At 70.6% G+C, this 13296-nt stretch carries 17 protein-coding genes; 10 read left to right on the top strand and 7 right to left on the bottom strand.

All coding sequences use genetic code 11. The annotated features are described in order from the left end of the window. Positions 1 to 149: 149 nt before the first annotated feature. The 3 genes from KUA19_RS41420 to KUA19_RS41430 all read left to right on the top strand — a co-directional run bounded on the left by KUA19_RS41420 (position 150) and on the right by KUA19_RS41430 (position 3153). Positions 150 to 590, top strand: a complete 441-nt coding sequence (locus KUA19_RS41420) for a MarR family winged helix-turn-helix transcriptional regulator (RefSeq protein ID WP_308167945.1) — start codon at positions 150 to 152, stop codon at positions 588 to 590. A gap of 55 nt (positions 591 to 645) precedes the next feature. Beyond that, on the top strand, positions 646 to 2442 hold the full coding sequence (locus KUA19_RS41425) for an MFS transporter (RefSeq protein ID WP_217405406.1): 1797 nt from the start codon (positions 646 to 648) through the stop codon (positions 2440 to 2442). 90 nt (positions 2443 to 2532) lie between these two features. After that, positions 2533 to 3153, top strand: coding sequence for an L-threonylcarbamoyladenylate synthase (locus KUA19_RS41430; RefSeq protein ID WP_217405408.1), 621 nt, complete (start codon positions 2533 to 2535; stop codon positions 3151 to 3153). A gap of 6 nt (positions 3154 to 3159) precedes the next feature. Here KUA19_RS41430 and KUA19_RS41435 read toward each other — a convergent pair whose 3' ends face one another. The 3 genes from KUA19_RS41435 to KUA19_RS41445 all read right to left on the bottom strand — a co-directional run bounded on the left by KUA19_RS41435 (position 3160) and on the right by KUA19_RS41445 (position 5075). Then, entirely contained in the window at positions 3160 to 3705 is a 546-nt protein-coding gene (locus KUA19_RS41435; protein WP_217405410.1) for a hypothetical protein, read from the bottom strand. A 28-nt stretch (positions 3706 to 3733) separates the two neighbouring features. Next, positions 3734 to 4411 (bottom strand): hypothetical protein, encoded by a 678-nt coding sequence (locus KUA19_RS41440; RefSeq protein ID WP_217405412.1) that lies wholly within the window; start codon positions 4409 to 4411, stop codon positions 3734 to 3736. Between the two features lie 76 nt (positions 4412 to 4487). Next, positions 4488 to 5075: a TetR/AcrR family transcriptional regulator gene (locus KUA19_RS41445; RefSeq protein WP_217405414.1), complete on the bottom strand. Its 588-nt coding sequence runs from the start codon at positions 5073 to 5075 to the stop codon at positions 4488 to 4490. A gap of 94 nt (positions 5076 to 5169) precedes the next feature. Here KUA19_RS41445 and KUA19_RS41450 point away from each other — a divergent pair, with 94 nt between their 5' ends. The 6 genes from KUA19_RS41450 (at position 5170) to KUA19_RS41475 (ending at position 9897) form a co-directional block, all read left to right on the top strand. Next, the gene (locus KUA19_RS41450) at positions 5170 to 6045 is read left to right on the top strand and encodes an alpha/beta fold hydrolase (RefSeq protein WP_308167946.1); all 876 of its coding nucleotides are present in this window, start codon (positions 5170 to 5172) and stop codon (positions 6043 to 6045) included. A gap of 286 nt (positions 6046 to 6331) precedes the next feature. Then, positions 6332 to 6766, top strand: coding sequence for a hypothetical protein (locus KUA19_RS41455; RefSeq protein WP_217405415.1), 435 nt, complete (start codon positions 6332 to 6334; stop codon positions 6764 to 6766). A gap of 105 nt (positions 6767 to 6871) precedes the next feature. Next, entirely contained in the window at positions 6872 to 7510 is a 639-nt protein-coding gene (locus KUA19_RS41460) for a hypothetical protein (RefSeq protein WP_217405417.1), read from the top strand. 77 nt (positions 7511 to 7587) lie between these two features. Next, positions 7588 to 8355, top strand: coding sequence for a hypothetical protein (locus KUA19_RS41465; protein WP_217405419.1), 768 nt, complete (start codon positions 7588 to 7590; stop codon positions 8353 to 8355). Between the two features lie 30 nt (positions 8356 to 8385). Then, positions 8386 to 9063 (top strand): PadR family transcriptional regulator, encoded by a 678-nt coding sequence (locus KUA19_RS41470; protein WP_308167947.1) that lies wholly within the window; start codon positions 8386 to 8388, stop codon positions 9061 to 9063. Between the two features lie 159 nt (positions 9064 to 9222). Beyond that, positions 9223 to 9897, top strand: coding sequence for a class I SAM-dependent methyltransferase (locus KUA19_RS41475; protein ID WP_217405421.1), 675 nt, complete (start codon positions 9223 to 9225; stop codon positions 9895 to 9897). A gap of 182 nt (positions 9898 to 10079) precedes the next feature. On the opposite strand, the gene KUA19_RS41480 is transcribed toward KUA19_RS41475, so the two are convergent. After that, positions 10080 to 10526, bottom strand: coding sequence for a hypothetical protein (locus KUA19_RS41480; RefSeq protein WP_217405423.1), 447 nt, complete (start codon positions 10524 to 10526; stop codon positions 10080 to 10082). Next, entirely contained in the window at positions 10523 to 11047 is a 525-nt protein-coding gene (locus KUA19_RS41485; protein WP_217405425.1) for an RNA polymerase sigma factor, read from the bottom strand. The genes KUA19_RS41480 and KUA19_RS41485 overlap by 4 nt, the downstream gene beginning before the upstream one ends. A 136-nt stretch (positions 11048 to 11183) precedes the next feature. Here KUA19_RS41485 and KUA19_RS41490 point away from each other — a divergent pair, with 136 nt between their 5' ends. Further along, positions 11184 to 12266, top strand: coding sequence for an acyltransferase family protein (locus tag KUA19_RS41490; protein WP_217405427.1), 1083 nt, complete (start codon positions 11184 to 11186; stop codon positions 12264 to 12266). Here the strand turns inward: KUA19_RS41490 and KUA19_RS41495 are convergent. Both KUA19_RS41495 and KUA19_RS41500 read right to left on the bottom strand, forming a co-directional pair. Continuing rightward, positions 12248 to 12667, bottom strand: coding sequence for a hypothetical protein (locus KUA19_RS41495; RefSeq protein ID WP_217405428.1), 420 nt, complete (start codon positions 12665 to 12667; stop codon positions 12248 to 12250). The two genes, KUA19_RS41490 and KUA19_RS41495, sit on opposite strands and share 19 nt — an antisense overlap. A gap of 445 nt (positions 12668 to 13112) precedes the next feature. Further along, positions 13113 to 13296, bottom strand: a 184-nt coding sequence (locus KUA19_RS41500) for a hypothetical protein (protein ID WP_217405430.1), incomplete at its 5' end; no start/stop codon positions are given.

The following is a 13296-nucleotide window of genomic DNA, read 5'->3' on the forward strand; positions in this document are numbered from 1 at the left end:
TGCGCGGTGACGCCTTTTCGTCCACTTTTGTCGTAACTGCACCAAGAAGCGGCGCAATGGCAGCACTTTCCCCGAAACTGCGCCAACCCGTGGCGAGGTCGCGCGGAGATGTATAAGTAACTTCTATAAGTACGTGATATAACTGGGGTGTGGAGGTAGCTTCCCTGGTGGTGGATGCTGGGCATGCTGATCTTGCGACGACGGTGCAGCGGTTGTTCACGGCGCTGCGGCGGCTCAGTCCGCCAGGTCTCAGCCTCACCGCCGCCTCGACACTGGCGCGGCTGGATCGCGAGGGCCCGCACCGGCTCACCGAGCTGGCGGCCAAGGAGGGCGTGACCCAGCCCGCGATGACGCAGCTGGTGTCCCGCCTCGAGCGCGACGGCCTGGCCGCCCGCGCGGCCGACCCGGAGGACGGCCGGGTGGTGCTCGTCGAGATCACCGCGGCCGGACGTGAGCTGATGTCACGGCGCCGCCAGATCCGGGCCGACCACATCAACGAGATCCTCGGCACCCTTTCCGAAGCGGACCGGCGCGCCGTCGACGCCGCGCTGCCCGTGCTCAACCGCCTCGCGGACCTGATTCCGCAGTGACATCACCCGGCGGGTCCGGCCCCGCCGCAGCACCCCTCGAAAGAGAGAACCCCGCATGAGCACCGCCGCAGACCGCTACAAGTGGGTCGCGCTGTCCAACACCACGCTCGGCATGCTGCTCGCCACGATCAACTCCTCGATCGTGCTGATCTCCCTACCGGCGATCTTCAACGGCATCGGCCTCAACCCGCTGCAGCCCGGCAACGTCGGCTACCTGCTGTGGATGCTGATGGGCTACATGCTGGTCACGGCCGTGCTGGTGGTGACCCTGGGCCGCCTGGGCGACATCTTCGGCCGAGTCCGCATCTACAACCTCGGCTTCGCCATCTTCGCCGTGACCTCGGTGATCCTGGCGCTCGACCCGTTCACCGGCGGTGCGGGCGCGATGTGGCTGATCGGCTGGCGAGTGGTGCAGGCGATCGGTGGCTCGATGCTGATGGCCAACTCCGCCGCGATCATCACCGACGCGTTCCCGGCCCGCCAGCGCGGCACCGCGCTGGGCATCAACATCGTCGCGGGCATCGCGGGCTCGTTCATCGGCCTGGTCCTCGGCGGCGTGCTGGCCGAGTGGAACTGGCGCTCGATCTTCTGGGTGAACGTGCCGATCGCGGTGCTGGGCACGGTGTGGGCGTACCGGTCGCTGCGGGACAACGGCGTGCGTCGCCCCGGAAAGATCGACTGGTGGGGCAACATCACCTTCGCGGCGGGGCTGACCGCGCTGCTGGCCGCCATCTCGTACGGCATCCAGCCCTACGGCGGGCACAGTATGGGTTGGACCAACCCGTGGATCGTCGCCGGTCTGGTCGGCGGCGTGCTGCTGCTGATCATGTTCTGCGTGGTGGAGTCGCGCCTCGCCGAGCCGATGTTCCCGCTGCACCTGTTCCGCAACCCGGCCTTCGCCGGCGGCAACGCGGCCAGCCTGCTCGGTGCGATCGCCCGGGGCGGCCTGCAGTTCATGCTGATCATCTGGCTGCAGGGCATCTGGCTGCCGCTGCACGGGTACGACTACGAGGCCACGCCGCTGTGGGCGGGCATCTACCTGCTCCCGCTGACGGTCGGCTTCCTCGCGGCCGGACCGCTGTCGGGCTGGCTGTCGGACCGGTTCGGCGCGCGCATCTTCGCGGCGGGCGGCCTGCTGGTGATGGCGGCGTCCTTCGCCGGGCTGCTGCTCGTACCCACCAATTTCCACTACGGCGTCTTCGCCGCACTGGTCTTCCTCAACGGCCTCGGCGGCGGCCTGTTCTCCGCCCCGAACACCGCCCAGGTGATGTCGGCGGTGCCCGCGCACCTGCGCGGCGTCGCCTCCGGCATGCGTGCCACGTTCATGAACGCGGGCATGGTGCTGTCCATCGGCGTGTTCTTCTCGCTGATGGTCGCGGGTCTGTCCAGCTCGCTGCCGGACACGCTGCGGGCTGGGCTGACCGCCCAGGGCGTGCCCGACGCCTCGGCGACCGCGATCGCGAAGCTGCCGCCGGTCGGCACCCTGTTCGCCGCGTTCCTCGGCTACAACCCGATCGAGGAGCTGCTCGGCCCGAAGCTGCTGAGCGAACTGCCCGCGGGCAACGCCGCGACCCTCACCGACCGGCAGTTCTTCCCCGACCTGATCGCCGGACCCTTCCATGACGGGCTCGTGGTGGTGTTCTGGCTGGCCATCGCCATGGGTGTGATCGGCGCGGCGGTGAGCCTGATCGGCCCGCGCAAGGTGAGCACCCCCGACGACCCGGCCAGTCAGGAGACCGAACTGGCCGATGAGCTCTACGGCGCCCAGCCGCTCACCCAGCACCCGGTGCCCGCCGAGCCGTCGCCGGTCGGGTCGGTCGGCGACGCGCGGCCGGTGGCCCGGCCCGTCTGAGACCCGCCAGGCGCCCGGCCGCGATCTCGCACCCGTGCGCGGCCGGGCGGCGGGCCCGGGCCGGGGCCTCCGGGGGCTAGGCTCTGCAGCGTGGCGAAGTACTTCGACGTGCACCCGGACAACCCGCAGCCCCGCGCGATCAAGCAGGCGGTCGACATCGTCCGCGGCGGCGGGCTCATCGTGTATCCGACCGACTCGTGCTTCGCGTTCGGCTGCCGGCTGGGCAACAGGGACGGACTCGACCGCATCCGCGAGATCCGCCACCTTGACGACCGGCACCACTTCACCCTGGTCTGCGCCGAGTTCGCGCAGCTGGGACAGTTCGTGAAGATCGACAACTCGGTGTTCCGGCTGCTCAAGGCGAACACGCCCGGCAGCTACACGTTCATCCTCCCGGCGACGCGGGAGGTGCCCAAGCGACTGCAGCACCCGAAGAAGCAGACCATTGGTGTGCGTATCCCCGACCATCCGGTGGCCCAGGCCCTGCTGGCCGAGCTCGGCGAGCCGCTGGTCTCCAGCACGCTGCTGCTGCCGGGTGAGGAGGAGCCGATGACGCAGGGCTGGGAGATCAAGGAGAGGCTCGACCACCAGGTCGACGCGGTCCTGGACTCCGGTGACTGCACCACCGGCCCGACGACCGTGGTCGACCTGTCCGGCGACGAGCCGGAGATCCTGCGCCGCGGCGCCGGGGACCCGACCCCGTTCGAGTAGCCGCCGTCACGGCCAGGTGATCGTCAGCGAGCGCATCACCTGGTCGCACTCGCGGTCCAGGCCCTCTCCCTCGCACATCACGAACACCCTGGTCCCAGCCTTGTCGAGCAGCACCATCAGCATGGTCGAGCCCGGGACGGGCCCGCCGTCGGGCACCACCGCGCGGACCGCCTGGTAGCCGTCGACGGTCCGCCGCTCGACCCCGTCGTCCCCGTGATCGGGCAGCTCGGGCAGGACGAACAGCATCATGCTCGGATCGCCCTCGGGGGCGTCCGGGTCGACGGGCATCAGCGTCACGGTCACCCCGTACTCGGGGTTGGTGCTGCCCTCGGGGGAGAGGTGAGCACAGGTCCGGTCGTCCATGCACGTGGTGGACTGCCAGCCGGGCGGAACCTGGAATGCCACCTTTCCGTCGATGATGCTCGCGGTGGTCGTCTCGGCCGGGTCCGTGGCGCCGGCCAATGCGCCGCCACCCGCGGCCAGCAGCACGATGGCGGCGAATCCGGACAGGACCAGCGTCCGCGTGCGCGCGGAGCCCAGCGATGTCAGCATGGCCGCACGCTAGATCATCGGTGCAACGTCAGCCCGCGATCCAGCGCGGGCAGTACTGGACGTGTACCTGGGTCGGGAAGCGGCGCCTGCGTTTGAACCACGGGTGGGTGTCGTGATCGCCCAGTTCGACGCAGTAGTGGTGGCGGCCGTCGATGCTCTTGAGGTATCCGCCCGCCTCACGCGTCAGCTCCAGCAGGCTGGTGCCGGGGTCGCGGAACGCGGTGGCGCTGCCGGTCAGGTACACGGTGTGCGCGGCGATGTCGACGCGCAGCGGATCGCGGTAGGTGTGGGTGGCCGCACCGTCGTCGCGAGAGTGCAGGGCGTACGGGGGAACGGTCGCGCGGTGGGCGGTCCCGGCGTCGAGGCGGGCCCGGATCTCCTTCCAGCGTGACACCGGCAACTGCAGGCTGTGGTGCATCAGCACCAGGTCCAGCGGAACGGGGCCGGGGGGTATGTCGGCCGGTGGCGTGGCGTGGCGCATCGGTATGTACACGATGGAGCGCGGCGAGCAGACGGCCAGGCCCCACAGCGCGGTGAGCACGACCGCCTCGGTCCGGCCGACGAACATGGCCAGGTTGTGCGGCTCGGTGGGGATGCCGTGCGGTTCGGTGTACAGCACCGCGCGGTTCAGTGGCCGTAGCGGACGGACCACCCGGTATTCGGTGCCGCCGAGCCGTACCGTGCTGATCCGTGTGCGTACCCGCAACCCGACCGTCCTCCTTCGCGTTCGACCAGGTGGAACGGTAGCGGCCGACCGGGCGGCTGTCGAAGCATTTGCCGGGTCACGGCGTACGGCGCAGCGTCCCGGCCTGGATGGCGGCGACCACGGCGGCGGCGACCTGGTCGGGCAGGTCGTCGGTGATCGGCTCGCCGCTGATGTACATCCGGTAGTAGAAAGGCGCGGCGACCATGCGGATGACCTCCTCGGCGTCCGTGTCGGCGGGCACCTCGCCCCGCTCGGCGGCGCGCGCCACGATCGGGGCGGTCCCCTCGATGCGGCGTGTGATGGTGCGAGTCAGCACCTGGCGCGCGGCCGGATCATGCACCGCCGCGGTGACGACCGCGTCCATCCAGGGCCGGTGCACCGGGTGCCGGTTGAGGATGAGGATCACGCGGGCGAGTTGCGCCAGGTCGGCGGTGAGCGGACCTGAGTCGGTCAGCGGCACGTCGACGGTGGTCTCGTCGACGAGGTCCTGCAGCAGGCCGGTCAGGCTGCCCCAGCGCCGGTACACGGTGGAGGTGGCCACCCCGGCACGGGCGGCGATCTTCTCCATGCCGGTGCCCGCGAAGCCCTTCTCCGCCAGCTCGGCCATGGCCGCGTCGAAGACGGCGGCCCGGGTGCGCGAAGTGCGGCCGCCGGGCCGGACCATGCCCGCTAAACGGGAACCGTCTTGCATTAAGAGTTCGGGCTCTGTCACGATGCCCAGGCTAACGCAAACCGCTTCTCGTTAAGAGGTGCTCATCGTGTCTGGGGTCCCGCGCGTGTATCACCGGTTCGCGCAGGTGGGCGACGCCCGTGTCTTCTACCGGGAAACCGGGCCGCCGGACGCACCGGTGCTCGTACTGCTGCACGGCTTTCCGTCGGGCTCACACCAGTTCCGCCGCCTGCTCGACGCGCTCGGCGCGCGCTACCGGCTGATCGCCCCGGACTATCCGGGCTTCGGGCACACCGAGGTGCCGCACGACTTCAGCTACAGCTTCGAGAGCCTGACCGACGTGGTCGAGGGCTTCCTGGATGCGGTCGGCGTCGACCGCTTCGTCCTGTACGCATTCGACTTCGGCGGCCCGGTCGGCCTGCGCCTGGCGGGCCGCCGCCCGGACGCGATCGCGGGCCTCATCGTCCAGAACGCCAACGCCTACGACGAGGGCCTGTCCGACCTGGCCCGCGCCATGATCGCGAACCAGCCCGGCGTCGACGGCGCCGAGGACCGGGTGCGCGAGATCCTCGTCCTGCCGGTGACCCGCGACCAGTACGAGGGCGGCACCGCCGACCCCGCGCTCGTCGCCCCCGACGGCTGGACCCTCGACCAGCACTTCCTCGACCAGCCCGGCCGCAAGGACGCGCAGGTCGCGCTGGCGCTGGACTACCACAGCAACGTCGCGCGCTATCCGGTCTGGCAGCGCTGGCTGGCCGAGCACCACCCACCAACCCTCATCCTGTGGGGCCGCAACGACGCGTTCTTCCCCGAGCCCGGGGCGCACGCCTACCGGCGCGACCTTCCCGACGCCGAGATCCACATCTTCGACACCGGCCATTTCGCGCTCGAGGAGCGCCTGCCCGAGATCGCACCGCTGATCGCCGACTTCGTCGGTCGTACCTGGAAGAAGGAAGCGGCATGAGGGTCGCCGTCATCGGCGCCACGGGCCACCTCGGCAGCGTCGTGGCCAGTGCGGCCGGCGAACACTGGGGCACACCGAGGCGCGGCAGGCGGCCCACGTGAGGTGTAGACCGCGTGGGGTAAGGACGGTGCGGCCCTACCGCGGCCGGCGGACCGGTCAAGCACCGGCAGGCTGACCGTCCGATCCAGAATCCGAACACCGGATACAGCGCACGTTGGTCGATTTCAGCTGCGGCTCGGAATAGCTTCAAGTCAGCAGATAGCCGACTTGAAAGGAGAGTCGCACAATGCTTCGCAAAAGGAGACTGATCCGGCGGGCGCTGCTCGGGGTCGTCGCCGCGGCCGCGGCCACGATGCTGGTGGCCAGTCCGGCCGCGGCGGCCATCGACGACAGCTTCCAGATCGGTACGCCGGACGGCTGCGCCGTGCTCAACTTCGTCGACTCCGGGTACTACCCGCCGACGGGCTCGAACAACGACGACTTCTTCGTCATCCACGACTACTGCGCCGATGGTCGGGGCGTGACGGGCTTCGCACAGCTCAACTACGGCACCCAGAAGACCGCCCACAACGGCAGCGGCCTCAACGGTGCGCCGGTCTACTGGGATCCGTTCGGCAACGTCGTCGGCAACGACATCATCAGCATGTACGTGTGCGAGACCGTGAACAACAACTGCGTGGAGTACAGCGCGCTGGCGGTGCAGCAGAGCCGCGACGGCTGACCGGGGGTTCGCGCAGGCGCTTCATCGGCCGGCCGTGCCGCGCTGTTCCGTCGCGACACGGCCGGCTTGCCGAGGCGGTCGACGAAAGCGACATACCGTGCCGATATGAGGCGCATCTGGCCGGTCGTCGCGCTGACGGCCCTGCTGACTGTCCTGCCCGGCTGCGGCGGTGGCCCGGCGGCCCCCGAGGCCGTGCCGCAGGTGCGGTCGAGTGGCCCGCCTGGCCTGACGGCGGCGCCGGCCGAGGGTCGGTGGCCGAGTCCGGCGGACTGCGTCTCGTACGATCCGGCCCGCCTCCAGCTCCGCTATGAGGACGGCGCGTACGTGGTGGCCGACGGGCAGACGCAGGTCCTGCGCCTGCACGGCGACCCCGGCGAGCCGACCGGTCGCCAGGGATCGTCGCTGGCCCAGCGCTACCGCAGGCACTGCTACATCGGGCGGGGCAACAGCCGGGAGGACCGGGACACGTTCGTGTTCGACTACTGGCGCGACCCGTCCGGCCAGCGCCCGGCGATCGAGGGCGAGCAGGACAACTGCTCGGAGTACGAGCCGGGCCATCTGGTCGCCGAGGACATGGGTCACGGTGACGGCTGGCGGGTCAAGGACCACGACCACATCCTGCAGGTGTTCGACACCGAGGCCGACGCCCGTGCGGGCAGCCTGGTGCTGGCGCACTACCGGCGGATCTGTTTCCTCGGCGGCTATGACAGCCAGGCGCAGGAGGTCGTCACCTACTTTCCGTGATCTAACAATTACAACGTGTTGCAATGGCGTCGGTGTGGCTGAGCGCTCGCGGCCCCGCCGTGCGAGATCATGCAGGCATGGATGCCGAGGTGCGGCTGCGTACGCGCGGGTCGGTCGGGTACGACGTGGACCCGGGGCCCGATTGCGAGCTCGACTACTACCTGGTCTTCGCCGAACCTGACGACGTGTGGCGCGGGGTGGCGCCGTGCGGGGTGGCGGTCGAGGAGTTCGTCCTGCACGAGGACTTCGCCGCCGCCGGGGTGGACAGTGCGGTGTGGTCGACGGGTGAGGGCTGGTGGAGCTCGGCGGGCTTCAGTCGGTCGCTGCGCGCCGACGCCCGGGTGCGCACCGTGGTGCGCCCGGCCTCACGTTCCGGGGCCGAGGAGGCGTTCCGGCGGCTGACCGACGCCGAACTGCCGCTCGCATCCGGACTGCGCGAGCGGTTCACCGACCGCGACCCACGGCCCGGCTCGGCTCCGCTGCGGCTGGGTCCGGCGCAGGTGCCGACCGGTTTCTTCGACCGCCGCGTGTACCGGATCCTGTTCGCGGGCGACCTCGGCGAGCACGGGATGGCCGATCTCTGGTGCCGGGAATGGCTGCAGCCGGTCGACGATCCGGCCGAGCCCCGAGTGCTGGGGCGGGGTGCGCTGGCGGTGGAGGCGCACGAGTTCAGCTGGGAGCTGCGCCGGATCGGGTTCGGCATGGCCTGGAGCATCGACCTGACGGCGCTGCTCGGCCCCGACCCGGAGCCGGACCCGACGGCGCTGGGTGCGCTGCTGCACCGGCTGCGTCGGCTGCTGCGTGACCGGGGCCTGATCCCGGTCACCATCGAACGCTTCTCCTGACCTCGGCGGCCCCTGGTCATTCTTGTTCGCGTGCGTATACTCGGCGACGAGTATCGGAGGTGGGCAGTGGCCAAGCGGCGCAAGGTCGGCAACCTGATGGCGCTCGCCCTGCTCGCGCTACTGCGGCCGGGCGTGCCGATGCACCCGTACCAGATGGCGAACGTGCTGCGGCGCACCGGCAAAGAGCGCGACATGAAGATCAAGTGGGGTTCGCTCTACACGGTCATCCAGAACCTGGAGCGTCACGGCCTGATCGAGGCGACCGGCAGCGACCGCGCCGGTCGCCGACCCGAACGCACCCTGTACGCCATCACCGAACCGGGCCGGGCCGAGCTGACCGACTGGATGCGCGAACTCGTCGCCGCACCCGAGCCCGAGTTCCCGCGGCTGGAGGCGGCCCTGTCGGTGATCGGTGTGCTGCCGCCCGACGAGGTCGCCGAGCTGCTGGCCCAGCGCCTGCGGCGCCTTGACGCCGAGATCGACACCGAGGCGCGTGCCCTGGACGGCATGCGGGCCGAGGTGCCCCGCGTCTTCCTGATCGAGGCCGAGTACGCCCTGGCCATGCGACGGGCCGAGGCCGAGTGGGTGCGCTCGCTGCAACGCGAGATCGCCGAGGGCACCCTGCCGGGCGTGGCCGAGTGGCGCGCCTACCACGAGACGGGCGGATACCCGCCGGAATGGACCCAGCTGCTGGAAGAGACCCGCTGACAGCGAACCCCGGCCGAGGTGCGGGAACACCGCGGCCGGGGTCGTAACCCTCGCAACCGATCCCGAGCAGGGAAACCCGGCCACGAAGTGGCATTCGCAAGAATAGCCGGGCCTTCCTGCCTCGGGTCTGACCCGACCCCGTACGCAGAAAGGTCTGCCATGACCACCACCCCCGAGCGGCGCCGCCGCAAGCTCATCCCCGAGATGGAAGGGCGCCAGGCCCGCTGGTACGCGCGACTGCGCGGCACCGACAGCCAGCTGGCCGAATACCGCCGCCAGGCGGCCGTTCTCACCGAGGCTCTGCCCGAGCACGTCGACGTGCTCGAAGTGGCGCCCGGCCCCGGCTACCTGTCGTTGGAGCTGGCCCGGCGCGGCCACCGCGTCACCGGCCTGGACATCAGCCACACCTTCGTGGAACTCGCCACCGACCGGGCCCGTGGGCAGGGCCTCGACGTGCGGTTCCAGCAGGGCGACGCGAGCGCCATGCCGCTGCCCGACGCGTCGTTCGACCTGATCGTGTGCCAGGCGGCGTTCAAGAACTTCGCCCTGCCGGTACGGGCCCTCGACGAGATGCACCGCGTGCTGCGCCCCGGTGGCAGCGCGGTCATCGAGGACATGTGGGGCGAGGCGACCGCTGCCGACATCCGGGCCGAGGTCGAGCGGATGAACCTGTCCCGCTTCGACGGGTTCATGACCCGGCGCACGCTGACCTGGCTGCGGCGGCGGGCGTACACGCGGGAGAAGTTCGCGCAGCTCGCGGCCGCCAGCGCGTTCGGCCAGGCACGGATCACCACCGAAGGCATCGGCATCACGGTCCGCCTGACCAGGTCCTGACGCGACCGGCCGGAGCCCTCCCGCGGCACGGGGAGGGCTCCGGAACCGGGGCACCAATCAAGATCCAACCATGCGGTACCGTCACCGCCCACGATCAAGGGTGAGCTGCCCACGGGTCTCGGTGACACCACGACCGCTTTCGCGACCAAGGTCCTCACCGCCCTCGAATCGTGAACCGGCGCTCAACCGTCCAGCTCCCGTTTGCGGCGTAGCAGGGCGTCGCGGGCGGTTTGCGCGCGACGCAGGTTCACCAGCGCCAGCACCAGCAGCGTCAGCGACAGGATCAGCAGCGGCCAGCCGCGCTGCCGCAGCACGCCGACCGCCGTTGCGAGCACGGTGAGCAGCGCGGTCGCGCCGACGGCGAGCCAGCCCGCGACGACCCGGTCGCGGGCGAACAGGGGCGTACGCCGGGTCAGCGCCCACACCCCGTAGCCGGCCCAGGCCAGCCCGACCGCGATCAGACCGGCGAACGCCACCTGGGTCCGGGCGGGCAGGTCCGGCTCGGTGGCCCACAACACCCCGATCACGGCCGCCCCGGTGCACCCGCCGATCGCGGCGACCGCGGTGGCCAGGCGCCGCCACGGCGACAGGGGACGGGACAGGCGCGCCAGCATCTCGTCCGCGTTCATCGAACATCTCCTTCCGCTTCGATCGCCGCGCGCACCATCCGGCGGGCCCGCGACAGGCGTGACTTCACCGTGCCGACCGGTGCGCCGCAGATCTCGGCGCAGGTCTCCAGCGGCAGGTCCGCCAGGTGGAACAGGATCAGCACCTCACGTTCGCGCGCCGGCAGCGCCCCGAGGTGGCGCGCCACCTCGTCCCGGTCGGCGACCAGGTCGCCGTGGTCGGGCACGGCCCGATCGGCGGCCTCGCCGGGGACCTCGGGCCGGGCGTACTCCGCCCGCAGCCGGTTGACGACCACCCGGCGCGCGATCGTGAACAGCCACGGGGTGAACCGTTCAGGCTGGCGCAGTCTCGGCAGTCCACGCAGCACGGCCAGCCACACCTCCTGGGCCACGTCCTCGGCGTGCGCCGGGCCGAGCATGCGGCGCACGTAGGCCAGCACGGGTTCGTGCCACTGCCGCACCAACTGCGCCAGCGCGTCACGTTCGCCAAGCCGGCAGCGGATCACCAGCAGTTCGTCTGTCATCGCCACCTCCTCGGCAGTTTCAGTCGCGTTGATCACAGCAAAGGTTCACGGGGCGGTTTGTCGAGGTTCTCTTGAGGGAAGTCGGGTCTGGTTGAAGGCACGCCGCCCGTGACTGACCGGAGTGAACACCCACCTCATGTCGATCATCGAACGTACGGCACCGGTCGCTGCCCCGGTGGCGACGGCCCGTGCCCGCAGCCCGTACGTGGACACGCTGCGTGCCGCCGCGATAGTCCGGGTCTTCCTCAACCACGCCATCCCGATCGGGGCGTTGACCGCGCTGTTCCCGTCCATGTGGCTCATGTTCGGCCTGGCCGGCTTCCTCACCGCCGCCTCGCTGGAGCGCGGCGGCGGCGGGCGCACGGTCCGCTCGCGGCTGCGTCGGCTGCTGCCGCCGCTGTGGGCGCTGGGCGCGGTGGCGCTGCCGCTGATGCTGCTGAACGGGTGGCTGCACGACCCGCAGCAGCCGATGCGCTGGTTCGATCCGCTGCTGTGGGTGCTGCCGCTGGCCAATCCGCCCGCCTCCACCTGGGGCGGGATCTTCGTGGTCACGCTGTGGTATCTGCGCGCCTACCTTTGGTTCGTGCTGATGGCACCCGCGCTGTGGTGGCTGATGCGCCGCTGGCCCGTGCCGACGCTGCTCGCCCCGCTGGCGCTGGCGGTGGCCTGCTCGAGCGCGTTCACCGTGCCATCCAACCCAGTCGGCGACGTGATCTGGACCACTGCCGCCTACGGCACTGCCTGGCTGCTCGGATACGCCCGGCACCGGCGCGTGCTCGACCGGGTGCCGCTGGCGGCGGTGTTCACGATCGGGGCGGCCCTGGGCGTGATGGCGCTGCGCTCGAACGGCTCGCCGCTGTCGCAGGTGCTGTGGGGCACGGCGGTGGTCCTAGTCGTCCTGCGCCTGCGTCCCTCCATGACCTGGTACGACCGCCTGCCGGACCTGCTGCGCCGAGCTGTCGCACTGCTCAACGCCCGCGCGGTCACCCTCTACGTCTGGCAGTTCCCGATGATCTTTGTCGGGCACTGGCTGATCAACCGAACCGGGATTCCCGCGCTCACCGACTCCGCCTGGGTCACGCTGCTGGTCACCATCCCGCTGACGGCCCTGGCCGTGCTCTGCTTCGGCTGGGTCGAGGACGTCGCCGCCAACCGTGCGCCCCGCCTGCTCCCCGCGATCGCCATCATGCGGCCGCAGCCTCAGCCGGCCGCCGGGTAGCTCCGCTCGATCTGCGTACAGACGAAGTCGATCGCCGGTCCGACCTCGCCGATCCACCCGGACCTGCCGCCTTCCACGAGCGCGGAGTTGCCGCCTTCCACGAGCGCGGAGTTGCCGCCTTCCACGAGCGCGGAGTTGCCGCCTTCCACGAGCGCGGAGTTGCCGCCTTCCACGAGGAAGGGCGCGTTCCCGCCGGGGTGGGTGTCGACCTGGACCCGGTCGAAGTGCTCCGCGTCGCCGAGGAAGTACACGTTGTCGTCGTCACCGGCGTGGGCCAGCACGAGCCGTTCGACGACCAGCCGGGGAAAGCGGGCCCGCACTCCGTCCAGTAGGTCGTCGACCGGCCCGCCGGTGCGGTTCTCGGGCGACCAGGGGCGGGTGTTCAGGCGGCGTCCACTCATGCCCAAACAGCATCCGGCACGCCCGCCACCTCGCCGCAGTGGGTGCGGCTTCGCGGGAACGGCCCCTCATCCCAGTCGCAAGATCGGTTTCGGGCTCGCGGTCATGCGGCGCGCCCTCCGGAGTGCATGCTGCGGTCGCACTGGAGGGTGATCACGATCGTGAGTCAGGAGGAGTGCTCGGTCAGGTTTGGTGCGTAGTGATGTGACCGTAGGTCGTGATCTTCGGTGCCCGTGCTTGCGAGTGATCGTCGATGGCGGTCAGAAGATGGGTTTCGGCCTCTACGCCGCGCCGTGTTGTGACCGGAGGGGGTGATCTTGGTCGTCTGTTGTCGGGAGTGATCGGCGTCTGCGGTCGGAAAGTGGGTTTCGGCCCTCGGGCAGTGCAGTGTTTTGACCGGTAGTCGCGATCTTCGGGGCTGTTCCGGTCGATGATTGCTGTCGTCGGTCAAAAGGGCGTCCTACAGCCGAGATAGTGACCGAAGACGGCGATCATCGTTGGCCGCCAGCCGCCAGCCGCCAGCCGCCAGCCGCCAGCCGCCAGCCGCCAGCCGCCAGCCGCCAGCCGCCAGCCGCCAGCCGCCAGCCGCCAGCCGCCAGCCGCCAGCCGCCAGCCGCCAGCCGCCAGCCGC

It is taken from the genome of Catellatospora tritici (genome assembly GCF_019083965.1).
Taxonomy (GTDB): Bacteria; Actinomycetota; Actinomycetes; order Mycobacteriales; family Micromonosporaceae; genus Catellatospora; species Catellatospora tritici.

Excerpts from the sequence above, each read along its gene's own strand:
- KUA19_RS41425 (WP_217405406.1), top strand. The coding sequence starts at position 646 with ATGAGCACCGCCGCAGACCGCTACAAGTGGGTCGCGCTGTCCAACACC.
- KUA19_RS41435 (WP_217405410.1), bottom strand. The coding sequence starts at position 3,705 with ATGCTGACATCGCTGGGCTCCGCGCGCACGCGGACGCTGGTCCTGTCC.
- KUA19_RS41445 (WP_217405414.1), bottom strand. The coding sequence starts at position 5,075 with ATGGTCCGGCCCGGCGGCCGCACTTCGCGCACCCGGGCCGCCGTCTTC.
- KUA19_RS41455 (WP_217405415.1), top strand. The coding sequence starts at position 6,332 with ATGCTTCGCAAAAGGAGACTGATCCGGCGGGCGCTGCTCGGGGTCGTC.
- KUA19_RS41460 (WP_217405417.1), top strand. The coding sequence starts at position 6,872 with ATGAGGCGCATCTGGCCGGTCGTCGCGCTGACGGCCCTGCTGACTGTC.
- KUA19_RS41465 (WP_217405419.1), top strand. The coding sequence starts at position 7,588 with ATGGATGCCGAGGTGCGGCTGCGTACGCGCGGGTCGGTCGGGTACGAC.
- KUA19_RS41475 (WP_217405421.1), top strand. The coding sequence starts at position 9,223 with ATGACCACCACCCCCGAGCGGCGCCGCCGCAAGCTCATCCCCGAGATG.
- KUA19_RS41480 (WP_217405423.1), bottom strand. The coding sequence starts at position 10,526 with ATGAACGCGGACGAGATGCTGGCGCGCCTGTCCCGTCCCCTGTCGCCG.
- KUA19_RS41485 (WP_217405425.1), bottom strand. The coding sequence starts at position 11,047 with ATGACAGACGAACTGCTGGTGATCCGCTGCCGGCTTGGCGAACGTGAC.
- KUA19_RS41490 (WP_217405427.1), top strand. The coding sequence starts at position 11,184 with ATGTCGATCATCGAACGTACGGCACCGGTCGCTGCCCCGGTGGCGACG.
- KUA19_RS41495 (WP_217405428.1), bottom strand. The coding sequence starts at position 12,667 with ATGAGTGGACGCCGCCTGAACACCCGCCCCTGGTCGCCCGAGAACCGC.